The following is a 15,252-nucleotide window of genomic DNA, read 5'->3' as shown; positions in this document are numbered from 1 at the left end:
GACCGGGCTCCCCGGTCGGCGGCACGCGCCGCGGGCGGGCGGCCGCGTGCCTCGGTCTCCGTGGAGTGGCGCAAGCGCCTGGAGATCCTCTTCTTCGTCACCCCGGCTCTCGCGCTGTTCGCCCTGTTCGTCGTGACGCCGGTCCTCCAGGCCGTCCGCTACTCGACGTACAAGTGGAACGGCCTCGGGCCGATGGACGACTTCGTCGGGCTCCAGAACTACGCGAACGCGCTGCGCGACCAGGTCTTCACCGACGCGGTCACGCACAACCTGATCATCATCGTGCTGTCGATCGTGATCCAGCTGCCCCTGGGCCTCGCGATCGCGCTGCTGCTCAACCGGGAGATCCGGGGCCGCGCGGCGATGCGCGTCATCATCTTCGTCCCGTACGTCCTCGCCGAGGTCGTCGCCGGTGTCGTGTGGCTCATGCTGCTGCAGCCCGGCGGGCTCGTGGACGCCGTGTTCGACGGGCTCGGGCTCTCCGGTGCCAAGGAGCTGTGGCTCGGCGACCCGAAGATCGCGCTCTACACCGTGATGGTCGTGCTGACCTGGAAGTACCTGGGCCTCGCGATCATCCTGTTCCTGGCCGGGCTCCAGGGCGTGCCGACGGACCTCTACGAGGCCGCGCAGCTCGACGGGGCGTCGTGGTGGCAGGTGCAGCGCCGGATCACGATCCCGCTGCTCGGCCCGACGATCCGGACGTGGGGCTTCCTGTCGATGATCGGCTCGCTGCAGCTCTTCGACATGGTGTGGATCCTCACCAAGGGCGGCCCGGCGAACTCGACCATGACCATGGCGACGTACCTGATCAACCAGGGCACCAACCGGAGCCTCTACGGCTACGCGTCGGCCGTCGCGGTGCTGCTGTTCGGCATCTCGCTCGTGCTCGCGGCCCTGTACCAGTACTTCGTCCTGCGCCGTGACAACCAGGACGCCCCCAAGCCGAGGAAGGTCCAGCGATGAGCGCCCCTGCCGTGACCCCCGCCCCGGGCCGGCCGGCTGTGCTGGAGACCCCGCGTCGCCGGCGCGGCTCGTCCGCCACCGGCGGCAACCCGCTCGTCTACGCGGCGGCGCTCGTCGTCGTCGCGGCGACGCTCGGACCGGTGCTGTACGCGATCCTCGGCGGCTTCCGCTCGAACGCGCAGCTCGCCGCCGAGCCCGTCGGCCTGCCGGACCCGTGGGTCGTCAGCAACTACGTCAACGTGCTGACGTCCGCGAGCTTCTGGCGGTACGCGTTCAACTCGACGGTGATCTCGCTCATCACGACCGTGATCGTCGCGGTGTTCGGCGTCATGGCGGCGTACCCGCTCGCGCGGTACCAGTTCCGGGGCCGGGCGATGCTCACGACCGTCTTCACGATGGGCCTGCTGTTCCCGCTGACGGTCGCGATCATCCCGCTGTTCCTGATGATCCGTGACCTCAACCTGAACAACACGTTCTGGGGCGTCGCGCTCCCGCAGGCGGCCTTCGCGCTGCCGATGACGATCGTGATCCTGCGCCCGTTCCTCATGGCGCTGCCCAAGGAGCTCGAGGAGGCGGCCATGATCGACGGCACGTCGCGCGTCGGGTTCTTCTGGCGGATCCTCCTGCCGCTCTCGGGCCCCGGGCTCGTGACCGTCGGGGTGCTCGCGTTCGTCGCGTCCTGGAACGCGTACCTGCTTCCGCTGCTCATCCTGAGCGACCCGACGACGCAGACGCTGCCGCTCGGGGTCGCGAGCTTCTCGAGCGAGCACGCGCAGGACACCGCGGGCGTGCTGGCGTTCACGTCGCTCGCGATGATCCCCGCGCTGGTGTTCTTCCTCGCGATGGAGAAGCGCATCGTCAACGGCCTGCAGGGCGCGGTCAAGGGCTGACGCCCGCCCGCCCGGACCGGACCACCACGGACCCCGGCCGCGCGCCCGTCACGGACGGGCGCCCGGCCGGGGGACCGCCGCCCGGCGTGCGTCCGCCGCCGGGCGCTCCTCCAGTGAGGACACGAACCGTGACAGACACCGACCTGGGCGTCGTGCGCCCGGACCGCACCACCGACGGCCCCTGGAGCGACCGGGTCGTCGCCCTCCTGCAGCAGATGACGCTGCGCGAGAAGCTCGCCCAGCTCGTCGGGCTGTGGGTCGGCGCCGGCGCGGACGGCGAGGTCGTCGCTCCGCTCCAGGACGCGATGATCGGGGAGCAGGCGCCGCCGTTCGAGGAGTTCGCCGGCGAGGGGCTCGGCCACCTGACCCGGATGTTCGGCACCCGTCCGGTCGAGCCGGAGGCCGGCAGGCGCGCGCTGCGCGACGCCCAGCGCTGGCTCGTCGCGAACACCCGTCTCGGCATCCCGGCGATCGCGCACGAGGAGTGCCTCACGGGGCTCGCTGCGTGGCGCGCCACGACCTTCCCGACGCCGCTCGCATGGGGCGCCAGCTTCGACGCCGAGCTCGTCGAGCGCATGGGCGCCGCGATCGGCACGAGCATGGCGGACCTCGGGGTGCACCAGGGGCTCGCGCCGGTGCTCGACGTCATCCAGGACCCGCGCTGGGGCCGGGTCGACGAGTGCATCAGCGAGGACCCGTACGTCGTCGGCACGATCGGCACGGCGTACGTGCGCGGGCTGCAGAGCGCCGGCATCATCGCGACGCTCAAGCACTTCGTCGGGTACTCGTCCTCGCGCGCCGGGCGCAACCTCGCGCCGGTCCACGCCGGGCCGCGCGAGCTCGCGGACCTGCTGCTCCCGCCGTTCGAGATGGCCGTGCTCGACGGCGGCGCCCGCTCGGTCATGCACTCGTACGCGGAGGTCGACGGCGTGCCCGCGGCGGCCGACCGCACGCTGCTGACGGCGCTGCTGCGCGAGCAGTGGGGCTTCGACGGCACGGTCGTCGCCGACTACTTCGGGGTCGCGTTCCTGCACACCCTGCACGCCGTCGCGTCCGACCTCGCCGACGCCGCGCGCCAGGCGCTCGAGGCCGGCGTCGACATCGAGCTCCCGACGGGCAACGCGTTCCTCGAGCCCCTCGCCGCGGCGGTCGAGTGCGGCGAGGTGTCGTCGGGCCTCGTGGACCTCGCGGTGCTGCGGGTGCTCACGCAGAAGGAGGACCTAGGGCTGCTCGACGCCGACTTCGGCGCGGAGCCCCCGCGGACCCGGATCGACCTCGACCCGGCCGAGCACCGGGCGCTCGCCGCGCGGCTCGCCGAGGAGTCGGTCGTGCTGCTCACCAACGACGGCGTCCTGCCGCTGCGCGAGCCGGCCCGCGTGGCGGTCGTCGGGCCCAACGCGGACCGCCCGGAGGCGCTGTTCGGGTGCTACTCGTTCGTCAACCACGTGCTGCCGCAGCACCCGGGGACCGAGCTCGGCATCGACGTCGCGACGGTGCTCGGCGCGCTGCGCGGCGAGCTGGCCGGCGCCGAGGTCACGTACGCGCGCGGCTGCGAGGTCGACGACGACGTGCGCGACGGCATCGCGGCCGCGGTCGACGCCGCCCGTGGGGCCGACGTCGCGGTCGTGGTCGTCGGTGACCAGGCGGGCCTGTTCGGACGGGGGACGGTCGGCGAGGGCTGCGACCGCGACAGCCTCGAGCTGCCCGGCGTCCAGCGCGAGCTCGTCGAGGCCGTCGTCGCGACGGGGACGCCGGTCGTGCTCGTGCTGCTCACCGGGCGCCCGTACGCGATCGGGTGGGCCGTCGAGGGCTGCGCCGCCGTCGTGCAGGCGTTCTTCCCGGGCGAGGAGGGCGCGTCCGCGATCGCGGGGGTGCTCTCGGGGCGGGTCAACCCCTCGGGCCGGCTGCCCGTGAGCCTGCCGAACTCCGCGGGCACGCAGCCGTACTCTTACCTGCACCCGCCGCTCGGGGGTGCGTCGTCGGTCAGCAGCGTCGCGACGGCGCCGGTGCTGCCGTTCGGCCACGGGCTCGGCTACACGACGTTCTCCTACCCGGGTCTCGTGCTGCGCGAGTCCGAGGTCCCCACGGACGGCACGATCCACGTCGCGGTCGACGTGCGCAACGACGGCGACCGCGCGGGCGCCGAGGTCGTCCAGCTGTACGGGCATGACGTCGTCGGCTCGGTCACGCGGCCCGTCGCCCAGCTCCTCGCGTACGCGCGTGTCGAGCTCGCGCCGGGCGAGCAGGCCACGGTGCACCTGGCCGTGCCGGCGACCCGGCTCGCGTTCAGCGACCGCAGCCTGCGCCGCGTCGTCGAGCCCGGGGCCGTGGACGTGTGGGTGGGCCGCTCGTGCGTGACGGCACGGTGCCGGGGGAGGCATCCTCGGCGTGCGGGTCGCCCCGCACCCGCACGCCCACGCGCCCCGCCCACCCGTCGCCCCGGAGGTCCCATGGCCCGCGTCTGCTTCCTGTCCCGGATCCGCCCCGACCGGGTCGACGCCTACCGCGAGCGGCACGCCGCGGTGTGGCCGGAGATGCTGGCGGCGCTGCGCGAGACCGGGTGGCGCGACTACACGCTGCACCTCGCCCCGGACGGGCTGCTCGTCGGGGTCGTCGACGTGGACGACTTCGACGCCGCCCGGGAGGCGATGGCGGCGCGCGAGGTCAACGCGCGCTGGCAGGCGCAGATGGCGGAGCTGTTCGGGTCGGACGGGCCGCCCGACGAGGGCTTCGTCGTGCTCGAGTGCGTGTTCGACCTCGACGCGCAGCTCGCGGCGGCGGACGAGGGCGCGGCGGCGGGCGAGGACGGCGCAGGGCTCGACTGACCGCGGCGCGGCGCGGGCTCAGCGCAGCCAGCGGCGCAGCGCCGGCTTGCGGGCCCGCTGCCACGCGGACCGGAACGCGCTCAGGGCCTCGGCCGCGCGCACCTCCTCGTGCGCGTGCAGGCGCCCGAGCGCGAAGGCGGTGCCGGTGCTGGGGGCGAGGGCGGCGAGCTCGTGCAGGCGGCGACGGGACTCGACCGTGTCGTGGTGCGCCCCGAGGCTCTCCTGGAGCGCCTCCATCGCCGCGGCGTACGCGTGCGCGCCGCCGCCGAGCGCGCCGTCGACCGCCTCGGCGGCGTAGCGCGAGCGCTTGGCCGCCTTGCGCGCCTCGTGCAGCAGCACGTCGCGCGCGTCCCCGGATGCGGCCGCCTCGCGCCCGGCCGCCTCCCCGCGCCCGGCTGCGTCCGCGCGCCCGGCTGCGTCCGCGGGCCTGCCTGCGTCCCCGGTCCCGGCGGCGTCCCGGGCGCCGACCGCCTCGGCGCGCCGGACGGCGGCCTCGGCCTTCTGCCACGTGCGCTCCACGAGCCGGGGGAGCACCGTCCGGGCGCGCCGCGACCCACGGTGGCGCAGCGGCGGCGCCGCGAGGAACGCGTCGAGGGCGACGAGCAGGGCGGCGTACCGGTCGCCGTCGAGCTCGGCGAGCGCACGGGCACGCGCGTCGCGCCATTCCGCGTCGAGCGCGGCGGTCACCCAGCGCTGCGCCTCCACGGGGCCGGCGTCGGGACCACGCGCACCGTCCCCGGGGGCGTCGCCGAGCGGCTCCACGCCGGTGCTGGAGCCGCGGTCCGCGGCCGCGCCGGCTCCGGTGCCCCCGTCGGCGCCGGCGTCGCCGCTGTCCGTGGCCGTCGGTGCCCCCGCCGCCCACCCGCGACGGTCGTCGGCGAGATCGGCCGTGATCCGCTCGGCCAGCACCTCCGCGTCGCGCGCCGCCCCCAGCGCGCGGGCGAGCTCGCGCAGGTCCGCCCGCAGCGGTGCCACGGCGTCGTCGAGGAAGAGCGGCCCGAAGCTCGTGAGCGCGCTGCGCAGGCGGCGCGTGGCGACCCGCATCGCGTGGACGCTGCCCGGCGACCCGAGGCGCACCGGGAGGTCCTGCGCCGCCATCGTCTCGACCTGCGCGCGGACGTGGGCGAGCACGACCTCGCCGCTCGTGGCCGAGCGGCGGAACGTGCGCGGCGGCGTCGGCCCGGCGTCGTCGACCGCGACGTCGAGGACGCGCCGGAGCTTCGAGGCGTCCGGGACGGCGCGGAGCCCAGCTGCGGTGAGCAGCGTGTCGACCGCGGCGAGGTCCGCCGGACCGCCGTCCACGACCTCGACCTCGACCTCGCGCCACTGCGTCGTCGCGTCGGGCCGGACCCCGGCGTCGCTCGCGTCGCCCGCGAGGCGTGCGCCCTCGACGCGGTCGTCGGCGACCTCGACGAGCACCGTGCCGTCCGCGTCCGCGACCCGGTGCACCGTGCGCCGGGTCGTGATGCGCGCGACCGGGACGAGCGGCACGCCGCGGGTCCGCCCGCGCACGAGCCGCTCGAGCTCGCGGGGGACCCGGTCCGCCGCGCGCCCGAGCGGCAGGCGCAGCTCGGAGCGGGTGTTCGGCGCCTCGGGGACCTTGAGGTGCCACCCGGCGTCCGTGCCCCCGGTCCGGCGGCGCAGGGTGAGCCCCGCGCGCGCGAGCCGCAGGTCCGCCGTGTCCACGTAGGTCGCGCGCAGGCGGTGCGTCGCGACGGTGACCGTGTGCCCGCGCGGCAGCGCCCCCACGAGGTCCGGGAGCACCGCGTCGCCGTCCACGGCGTAGGTGGTCTCGAGCTCGCGGTGCACCTCGGCCATCAGCCCGTTCTACCCCCGTCCCGGGACGCGCGCGTCCCGGAGGCCCCGGGGGCGGCCCGGACCCGGGGTCGAGGCTGCCCGAAGGTGCCGGTTCACCCGATCGTCACCGCGACCATGCCGTGCGTTGTGGCACGCGTCGGCGATCGGCAGTTCCATCGGGAGCATGAGACGCAGAGCAGCCCTCCCTCTCCTCGCGGTGCCCCTGACCCTCACCCTGGCGGCGACCCTGCTCGCCCCCACGGCGGCAGCCACGCCCGAGACGTTCGACGAGCGGTCGGCAGCGGCGAGCACCGAGCGCGGTGACCGCCGGTCGACCACGACGCCCACGCTCGTCGCGCGCGCGACCCTCTCGGCCGACGTCCTCGCGGACGGCCCGCCCTCGGGTGCGCTCGCGACGCCCGCCAACGGCCGGCAGGGCCCGTTCCCCGGGCAGGTCGTGCCCGGCTTCTCCGGCATGGTCGACGCGGGCGACGGCACCTTCTGGGCGCTGCCCGACAACGGCTTCGGCACCAAGGCGAACTCCGCGGACTTCCTCCTGCGCGTGTACCGGGTCACCCCGCAGTGGCAGACCGCGGACGGCGGCCCCGGCGCCCTCGAGCTCGGCGAGCACCTGTCGCTGAGCGACCCGCACCGCCACGTCGACTTCCCGATCGTCAACGACGCGACGCCGGACCGGCTGCTCACGGGCGCCGACTTCGACGTCGAGTCGATCGTGCGCGCGCCCGACGGGACGTTCTGGATCGGCGAGGAGTTCGGCCCGTTCGTCCTGCACGTGGACTCGGGCGGCGCCCTGCTCGCGCCGCCCGTCCCGCTCCCGGACGCGAAGTCGCCGCAGAACCCCTACCTCGCGCCCGGCGAGACCGCGCGGCTGCGGGCCAGCAACGGCTTCGAGGCGCTCGCGGGCTCCCCGGACGGCAAGTACCTCTACCCGATCACCGAGGGCGCGTTCGTCGACGACCCCGACCAGCGCCGCCGCACGGTCTACCAGCTCGACACCCGGACGGGGGAGTACACCGGCCGCACGTGGGCGTACCAGACCGACCGCGCCGCGAACGTCGTGGGCGACGCGTTCATGACGAGCCGCCACGAGCTGCTCGTCGTCGAGCGGGACAACTTCGACGGCCCGGCGTCGGTCACCAAGCGCGTGTACGGCATCGACCTGCGGCACCGCGAGCGCGACGGCTACCTCGAGAAGACCCTCGTGCTCGACGCGCTGAAGATCGCCAACCCCGACGGCATCGGCGCCGGCGACGGCTACGGCACGGGCGACCCGTTCGCGTTCCCGGTGCAGTCGTTCGAGACGGTCGTGCGCCTCGCGGACGGGCGGCTCCTGATCGCCAACGACAACAACTACCCGGGCAACGCCGCGCGCGTGCCGGGGACGCCCGACGACACCGAGGTCGCGCTCGTCGAGCTGCGCCGAGCCCGCCCCGAGCAGCCCGGTGAGATCACCGTCGTCGGGCACCGCGGCGCGTCGGGCTACCGGCCCGAGCACACGCTCGCCGCCTACGAGACCGCGATCCTGCAGTGCGCGGACTACATCGAGCCCGACCTGGTCTCGACGAAGGACGGCGTGCTCGTCGCCCGGCACGAGAACGAGATCGGCGGGACGACGGACGTCGCGACCCGCCCGGAGTTCGCGGACCGCCGCGTCACCAAGACCATCGACGGCGCGGCGATCACCGGGTGGTTCACCGAGGACTTCACGCTCGCCGAGCTGCGGACGCTGCGCGCCAAGGAGCGCATCCCGGCGACGCGCCCGGCCAACACGGCGTTCGACGGCCTCTACGAGATCCCGACGCTCGACGAGGTCCTCGACCTCGCCCGCCGGTCCACGACGTGCGACGGGCAGCCGGTCGGCGTGTACCCGGAGACCAAGCACCCGACGTACTTCGACTCGATCGGGCTGTCGCTCGAGGAGCCGCTCGTCGCGGAGCTGAAGGCGGCCCGCCTCGACGGGCGCCGCGCCCCGGTCATCGTGCAGAGCTTCGAGACGGGCAACCTGCGCGAGCTCGACCGCATGACCGGCGTGCGCCTCGCGCAGCTCGTCAACTGCTCGGGCGCGCCGTACGACCTCGTGGCGGCGGGCGACCCGCGCACGTACGCCGACCTGGTGACCCGCACGGGGCTGCGTGAGATCGCGCGGTACGCCGACGGCGTCGGCCTGTGCAAGGACGTGATGATCCCCCGCGACACGGACGGCACCCTGGGACAGCCGACACGGGTGATCGACGACGCGCACCGTGCGGGCCTCGTCGTGCACGGCTGGACGTTCCGGGCGGAGAACCAGTTCCTGCCGGCCGACCTGCGCAGCAGCGCCGACCCCGCCGCCTACGGCGACCTCGCGAGCGAGATCCGGGCGTTCGTCGACGCGGGCATGGACGGGCTGTTCAGCGACCACCCGGACCTCGCGGTCGCGGCGGTCGGCTGACCGCACGGGCACGGCCAGGGGCGGCCGGCGGCTCACGCCGCCGGCCGCCTCAGGGTGGGTGGGGCGACTCGCCCACGAACAGGTGAGAAGAAGTTCACGAAACCGCGTCATAGCGGTGGCGGTGGTGCCTCTCAACGGGTGACAGACGCTCGAGCACGACCCGACGGACCGGGTCGTGCCGCCCCCGGAGGAACACCATGAGCACGATCGAGGCCACGCGCACCCTGATCACCCCCCTCGCCGAGCCGCTGACCCGGCGCGAGCGCGTCGTCCTGGCCGAGCTCTCGGAGGACGTCACGCTCGAGGAGATCGCGGCGCGCCTGTGGGTCTCGCGCAACACCGTGAAGTCCCAGGTGCGCAGCGCCTACCGCAAGATCGGCGTCTCGACGCGGGCCGAGGCCGTCGCGTGGGCGCGGGCGGCCGGCCTCAGCTGACCGGCAGGACCGGGTGGCGCGCGTCCTCGACGACGTGCGCCGCACCGGAGGGGCGAGGGTCCCGGCGCCTCGGACGGCGCTCGGACCCGGGCCGACCGGCTACAGGCCGGCGAGGCCCGTGACGACGTCGACCGCGGCGGGACCGGCCACGAACACGGCCGCCACGAGCACGACGGAGACGACGAGCCGGCGACCACCCGCGGCCGGGTCCTCGCCGGCGCCGGAGAACATCGTGTAGGGATGCGTGTCGTGCATGAGGGTCCCCCTCCGAGCGGCCCCGTCCTCGTCGACCGGGCACTTGCGACAAAGCGTACGGCCACCGCGGCCCGACCCGTGCACACCGACCGTCGGCGCGTCGCGCGCGCGGTCCCGCGGCGCCTGCGCGTGCACGCGGCGCCCGATTCGCGCACTCTGGGACCGACCCGGTCGGCCCCCGGCCGCCCCGGGTCTCGGACCAGGGACGGAGAGGCGTGATGGCAGGACGGACGGAGCTCGCGGGCTCGGCGTGGCGCACGGTCACGGAGCAGTGGCCGCGCGTCGTGCAGACGTGGCGCCTCGTCGACGACTTCCTCCGCCAGCACCCCGAGCTGCCCGCAGCCGCGCAACGCACGCTCGAGGCGGGCCGTGCACGCCTGGCCGCCGCCCAGCAGCAGCGCTCGCCCGAGGCGCGCGTGCGGGCGACGCTCGCGACGGTCCGCAGGCTCGCGGACGAGTGCGTGGCGCACGCGCCGGACGACGCCGCGCTCGCCGAGCAGGTCGCGGCGTGGCGCCGGGGAGCCGACCGCATCGACCAGGCGCTCACGCTCGTCGCGGCCCGGCGCGGCCTGGCCCGACGGCGGATGCTCGCGCGCGTCGTCGAGCGCACGGACGCGCTCGCGGGGGAGGCGTTCGACCAGCTCGTGGCAGACACGGGCCGGCAGCAGCCGTCGCCCGGCACCGGGGCCGACGTTCCGTCCGGGTGACGTCCGTCGCAGTGCGCGGGTGCACGCGTGATCGTCGGGGATGATGGACGCTCACGCTGCGGGTCCACCGTCCGGCGCACATGCAGGAGGTCGGATGGTCAGCCAGGGTGCGCGCGCGGACGACGAGGCGGGGCCCGACCCGGCACTGCTGCTCGGTGAGCTCGCGATCGAGGCGGCCGGCATCGGCACCTACGACTGGGACCTGCGCACGGGCCGGATCCGGTGGGACGCCCGGATGCTCGAGCTGTTCGGTCACGACGAGACGACGTTCGACCACACGTTCCAGAGCTTCCAGGCTCGCGTGCACCCGCACGACCTGGCCACGGTCGAGACCCTCCTGGCCGAGGCGATCACCGCGTGCAGCGACTTCGAGATGCAGTACCGGGTCGTGCTCGACGACGGTGCGACGCGTTGGGTCGTCGCGCGCGGGCGGGTCCTCGCGGGCCCGGACGGCACCGCCGCCCGCGTCCTCGGGGCGGGCTACGACGCGACCGAGCGCCACGACGGCGAGGCGCGCGTCGCGCGGATCCTCGAGGCCATCCCCACAGCGTTCTTCTCGGTCGGGCTCGACTGGCGGTTCACGTACGTCAACGCGGAGGCCGAGCGCCTGCTCGGGCGCACGCGTGACGAGATGCTCGGCGGCGACCTGTGGGAGCTGTTCCCCGCGGCCGTCGGGTCTGAGTTCGAGCGGAGCTACCGCGGGGCCGTCGCGACCGGCGAGGCCGTGGTGTTCGACGCGTACTACCCCGCGCCGCTCGACGCCTGGTACGAGGTGCGGGCCTGGCCCGGGCCGGACGGGCTGGCCGTCTACTTCCTCGACATCACCGCGCGCCGGCGCGCGCAGGCGACCGCCGAGACCGCGGTCGCCCGGGCGGCGCTCACCGCGGCCGTCACGTCGAGCCTCGCCGAGACCCTCGACGCGGAGGAGGCCGTGGCGCGGCTCGCGCAGCTCGTCGTGCCCGCGCTCGCTGACTGGTGCGTGGTGACCCTCGTCGACGACGACGAATCCCGCGGTCCGCGCCGCCGGATCCGCGACGTGGGCTCCTGGCACGCCGACCCGGCGACCCGGGCGCTCGCCGCCCGGTACTCCGAGGTGCGGCTCGCGGCGCTCGCGGACTCCGCGTTCCTCCTGCGGGCGCTGGGCACCGGCGAGGTCGTCGACGTCCCGCACGGTGCGACGGAGGCCATCCGCGGGGTGCTCGCGCCGGGCGAGGCCGCGGACCTCGTCGCGCGCCTCGCGCCCGAGAGCGCGACGATGCTCCCGCTGCGCGGGCGCGGTCGGACCGTCGGGGCGATGAGCCTGTTCAACGGCGCGGAGCGCGGTCCGATCGGCGACGAGGACCGCGCGACCGCGGTCGAGGTCGCGGGCCGGGCCGGGCTCGCGCTCGACAACGCGCGCCTCTACCGCCGTCAGCGCCAGGTCGCCGAGGAGCTCCAGCGCTCACTGCTCACGGCCCCGCCCGAGCCGGACCACGTGCAGATCGTCGTGCGCTACGAGCCGGCCGCCGAGGCCGCGAAGGTCGGCGGCGACTGGTACGACGCGTTCCTGCAGCCGGACGGCGCGACGGTGCTCGTGATCGGCGACATCGTCGGGCACGACATCACCGCCGCTGCAGCGATGGGCCAGGTGCGCTCGATCCTGCGCGGGATCGCCGTCGCGACCGGCGCCGCGCCGGGCGAGCTCGTGGCGACGGTCGACCGGGCGCTGCGCACGCTCCAGGTCGGGACGCTCGCGACCGCCGTGGTCGCGCGCATCGAGCAGACCGACGACGAGCGCGCCCGGGGCGTCACGCACGTGCGCTGGTCCAACGCCGGGCACCCGCCGCCCATGGTCGTCAACCCGGACGGCACGGTCCTCGTGCTCTCCGGGCTCGGGCCCGACCCGCTGCTCGGCGTGCTCCCGGACTCCCGGCGCACCGAGTCCGAGGTCACGCTCGACCGCGGCGCGACCGTCCTGCTCTACACCGACGGCCTCGTCGAGCGGCGCGACCGCGGGCTCAAGGAGGGCATGGCGCTGCTGCGCGACACGCTCGAGGAGGTGGCCGCGCTGGGCCTCGGGCTCGACGAGCTGTGCGACGAGCTCATGCGCCGCATGCTGCCGTCGCGTCCCGGCGACGACGTCGCGCTCGTCGCGGTCCGGCTGCACCGCCAGGACCGGCCGCGCCCGGCGGAGGCCGGACCGAACGTCGTGCCGCCCGACGTGCCCGACACCCCCGAGATCACGCCGCAGCCGGGCTGACGGCTCGCGCCGTCCCCGAGCTGACGGGCTCGGCGCGTCAGGGCGTGGACCCGTCGTCGAGCTCCTCGCGGAGCCGGTCGACCTCACCCTGCGCGTCGTCCCGCGCCGCGGCGGCGTCGTCCGCGGCCTCGCGCGCGGTCCCTACCTCCGCATCGAGCTCGGCGCGCCGCGCGCGCAGGCGGGCGAGCCGCTGCTCCGCCTCGGCGATCTCGCGGACCGTCGCCTCGTGCCGTCCCTCGGCGTCCTCGACGGTGCTGTCGGCGGCGGCGAGGGCACGCTCGGCCGAGGCGAGCTGCTTCTCCGCACGCGCGAGGCGTCGACCGACCTCCGCGCGACGGCGCCGCTCGGCCGCCGCACGCTCGCGCTCCGCGGCCCGCTCGGCGGCGGCCCTCTCGCGTTCCGCCCGTTCCCGCTCCGCCTGCTCGGCGGCGGCCCGCTCCTGCTCGGCCCGCTCCTGCTCGGCCCGTTCGCGCTCCGCCCGTTCGCGTTCCTTCGGGTCTGACGCCTCGGCTTCTGCCCGCGTGTCGTCGCCGTCGGCCTCCGCTCTACGGCGCCGACCCCGGTCGGTCGACACCGCAGGCGTACGCGCGCCCGACCGCCCGGGCGCCCGTCCGGCCGCCGCACGCCGCTGCCGCGCGGCCTCGAGCTCGTCGACGTCGGCGTCGGCCCGGCGGCGGGTCCGCGGGGCCGGCTCTGAGTCCTCCCCGTCCGCCGGCGCGTCGACCGGCGCCACCGCCCCGTCGACGTCCACCGGGCCGAAGCCCGTGCTCTGCAGGTCCGCGACGAGCAGCCCGGAGCGCACGGCGTCGGCCGCGTCGGGGTCGGCCATCGCCGCGTGCAGGGTCGCATGCACGTTCTGCGCGATCGTCGGGCTCACCGGGTGGCCGGCGTCGCGCGCCGCGGCCTCGGCGCGGCGGCGGACCTCGACGAGGAGCTGGTGCTGCTGGCGGTTCAGGTCGCGCAGGTCGGCCCCGGACAGCGACGCCTGGGCCTCCCGCAGCGCGGCGCCCATCGCGAGCAGCTGGTCAACCAGGTCCGGTTCGCGGCGGACGAGCAGGTTGACCGCCCAGGCGGCGGCGCTGGGGCGGGGGAGCGCAGCCAGCCGGGTCGCGAGTGCCCGGTCCATCGCGGCGCGGGCCTCCTTGGCGCGCGCGTTGCGGGCCGCCGTGAAGTCGGCGGGGGCGAGCCCGTACAGCTCGTGCGCGACGTCCCGGAGCTCCACGCGCGCCGCCTCAGAAGGGGTGCAACAGCCGGCGCAGGAACTGCTGCGTGCGCTCGTGCTGCGGGGCCCGCAGCACCTGCGCCGGGTCGCCGTGCTCGACGATGGTGCCGCCGTCGACGAACGCGACCTCGTGGGCGACCTCCCGGGCGAACTGGAGCTCGTGCGTGACGATGACCATGGTCCAGCCCTCGAGCGCGAGCTCCTTGATGAGTCCGAGCACGTCGCCGACGAGCTCGGGGTCGAGCGCGGACGTCGGCTCGTCGAACAGCAGGAGGCGTGGACGCAGGGCCAGCGCGCGGACGATGCCGACGCGCTGCTGCTGCCCGCCGGACAGCTCGAACGGGTAGGCGTCGCGCTTCTCGGAGAGCCCGACACGCTCGAGCAGCCCGAGCGCCTCGCGCGTCACGTCGGCGACCGGGCGCCGCTGTACGACAACAGGGCCCTCGAGCACGTTCTCGAGGACCGTCTTGTGCGGGAAGAGGTTGTAGTGCTGGAAGACCATCGCCGAGCAGTCGCGCAGCGTCGCGAGCGCACGCGGCGAGGGAGCGCTGGCGAAGTCGAGGCGGACGTCGTCGCCGACGGTGATGGTGCCGCCGTCGGCGGTCTCGAGGCCGTTGAGGCAGCGCAGCGCGGTCGTCTTGCCCGACCCGGACGGGCCGATGAGCGCGAGCACGCGCCCGCGCTCGACCGTGAGGTCGACGGACCGGAGCACCGTGTTGTCCCCGAAGCTCTTGCGCAGGCCGCGCACGGTCAGCAGCGGCTCGCCGACCCCGGACGAGGTGGCGCCGTCAGTGGGCGACATAGCGGTCCAATCGCGTCTCGATCCGCGTCTGCCCGGCGGACAGCACGAGGCAGACGACCCAGTAGACGAGGGCCGCCTCGAGGTACACGAGCATGAACTCCCCGCTGAACGCCGCGATCTCCTGCGCGTTGCGGAACAGCTCGGTGACGAGGACGACCGAGGCGAGCGACGTGTCCTTGACGAGGCTGATGAACGTGTTGGAGAGCGGCGGCACGGACACGCGCGCCGCCTGCGGCAGGATGATCCGGCGCAGCGCGAGCCGCCGGGACATCCCGATCATGTACGCCGCCTCCCACTGGCCCTTGGGCACCGAGAGGATCGCGGCGCGGATGACCTCTGCCGCGTAGCCGCCCACGTTGATCGAGAACGCGGCGATCGCGCTGGGCCAGGGGTCGATCACGACGCCGACCGACGGCAGCCCGAAGAACACAAGGAAGAGCTGGACGAGCAGCGGCGTCCCGCGCACGAGCGAGATGTACGCCCGGGCGGTCCCGGCGGCCCAGGCGTGCCGGGACAGCCGCATGAGGGCCAGGACCAGCGCGAGCACGAGCCCGATCACGAACGACACGATCGCGAGCGGGATCGTGCCCGTGATCGCGCCCGAGGCGATCGGCCAGAACGACGACGCGAACAGCTCCCACGTCTCGTTCACGGCGCGCGCCCCGC

At 75.2% G+C, this 15,252-nt stretch carries 12 protein-coding genes; 7 read left to right on the top strand and 5 right to left on the bottom strand.

The window, feature by feature from the left end:
* The 3 genes from CCE01nite_RS14555 to CCE01nite_RS14545 all read left to right on the top strand — a co-directional run.
* Positions 1 to 963 (top strand): carbohydrate ABC transporter permease (locus CCE01nite_RS14555; protein WP_218026481.1); only part of this gene is annotated, 963 nt, incomplete at its 5' end.
* Positions 960 to 1,853, top strand: coding sequence for a carbohydrate ABC transporter permease (locus CCE01nite_RS14550; protein ID WP_141372622.1), 894 nt, complete (start codon positions 960 to 962; stop codon positions 1,851 to 1,853). The genes CCE01nite_RS14555 and CCE01nite_RS14550, both read left to right, overlap by 4 nt.
* A 128-nt stretch (positions 1,854 to 1,981) precedes the next feature.
* Positions 1,982 to 4,678, top strand: coding sequence for a beta-xylosidase/alpha-l-arabinosidase (locus tag CCE01nite_RS14545; protein ID WP_141372621.1), 2,697 nt, complete (start codon positions 1,982 to 1,984; stop codon positions 4,676 to 4,678).
* An 18-nt stretch (positions 4,679 to 4,696) separates the two neighbouring features.
* Here the strand turns inward: CCE01nite_RS14545 and CCE01nite_RS14540 are convergent, their stop codons facing one another.
* A complete protein-coding gene (locus CCE01nite_RS14540) occupies positions 4,697 to 6,496 on the bottom strand; it encodes a CYTH and CHAD domain-containing protein (RefSeq protein WP_141372620.1) in 1,800 nt (599 codons plus the stop codon).
* Between the two features lie 163 nt (positions 6,497 to 6,659).
* Between CCE01nite_RS14540 and CCE01nite_RS14535 the strand changes: the two genes are divergently transcribed.
* Both CCE01nite_RS14535 and CCE01nite_RS14530 read left to right on the top strand, forming a co-directional pair.
* Entirely contained in the window at positions 6,660 to 8,927 is a 2,268-nt protein-coding gene (locus CCE01nite_RS14535; protein ID WP_034629583.1) for an esterase-like activity of phytase family protein, read from the top strand.
* 197 nt (positions 8,928 to 9,124) lie between these two features.
* Positions 9,125 to 9,361, top strand: coding sequence for a helix-turn-helix domain-containing protein (locus CCE01nite_RS14530; RefSeq protein WP_034629589.1), 237 nt, complete (start codon positions 9,125 to 9,127; stop codon positions 9,359 to 9,361).
* A gap of 99 nt (positions 9,362 to 9,460) precedes the next feature.
* Here CCE01nite_RS14530 and CCE01nite_RS21390 read toward each other — a convergent pair whose 3' ends face one another.
* Positions 9,461 to 9,616 carry a hypothetical protein gene (locus tag CCE01nite_RS21390; RefSeq protein ID WP_157464185.1) on the bottom strand — a complete coding sequence of 52 codons (156 nt, stop codon included), beginning with the start codon at positions 9,614 to 9,616 and terminating at the stop codon, positions 9,461 to 9,463.
* 218 nt (positions 9,617 to 9,834) lie between these two features.
* Between CCE01nite_RS21390 and CCE01nite_RS14525 the strand changes: the two genes are divergently transcribed.
* Positions 9,835 to 10,323, top strand: a complete 489-nt coding sequence (locus CCE01nite_RS14525) for a hypothetical protein (protein WP_034629594.1) — start codon at positions 9,835 to 9,837, stop codon at positions 10,321 to 10,323.
* Between the two features lie 94 nt (positions 10,324 to 10,417).
* The gene (locus CCE01nite_RS14520; protein WP_052104096.1) at positions 10,418 to 12,562 is read left to right on the top strand and encodes a SpoIIE family protein phosphatase; all 2,145 of its coding nucleotides are present in this window, start codon (positions 10,418 to 10,420) and stop codon (positions 12,560 to 12,562) included.
* 37 nt (positions 12,563 to 12,599) lie between these two features.
* On the opposite strand, the gene CCE01nite_RS14515 is transcribed toward CCE01nite_RS14520, so the two are convergent.
* From CCE01nite_RS14515 to CCE01nite_RS14505, 3 genes are read right to left on the bottom strand one after another with little or no spacing between them, the layout of a single operon-like run.
* A complete protein-coding gene (locus CCE01nite_RS14515) occupies positions 12,600 to 13,784 on the bottom strand; it encodes a hypothetical protein (RefSeq protein WP_052104098.1) in 1,185 nt (394 codons plus the stop codon).
* Between the two features lie 10 nt (positions 13,785 to 13,794).
* Positions 13,795 to 14,586, bottom strand: a complete 792-nt coding sequence (locus CCE01nite_RS14510; RefSeq protein ID WP_034629599.1) for an amino acid ABC transporter ATP-binding protein — start codon at positions 14,584 to 14,586, stop codon at positions 13,795 to 13,797.
* Complete coding sequence (locus CCE01nite_RS14505; protein WP_034629603.1) at positions 14,573 to 15,238, bottom strand: amino acid ABC transporter permease; 666 nt, start codon at positions 15,236 to 15,238, stop codon at positions 14,573 to 14,575. Before CCE01nite_RS14505 ends, CCE01nite_RS14510 begins: the two co-directional genes overlap by 14 nt.
* Positions 15,239 to 15,252 lie beyond the last annotated feature (14 nt).

Source organism: Cellulomonas cellasea (genome assembly GCF_006538745.1).
Taxonomy (GTDB): Bacteria; Actinomycetota; Actinomycetes; order Actinomycetales; family Cellulomonadaceae; genus Cellulomonas_A; species Cellulomonas_A cellasea.
The sequence above is the reverse complement of the archived record's forward strand: the minus strand, read 5'-3'. Positions and strand labels throughout refer to the sequence as shown.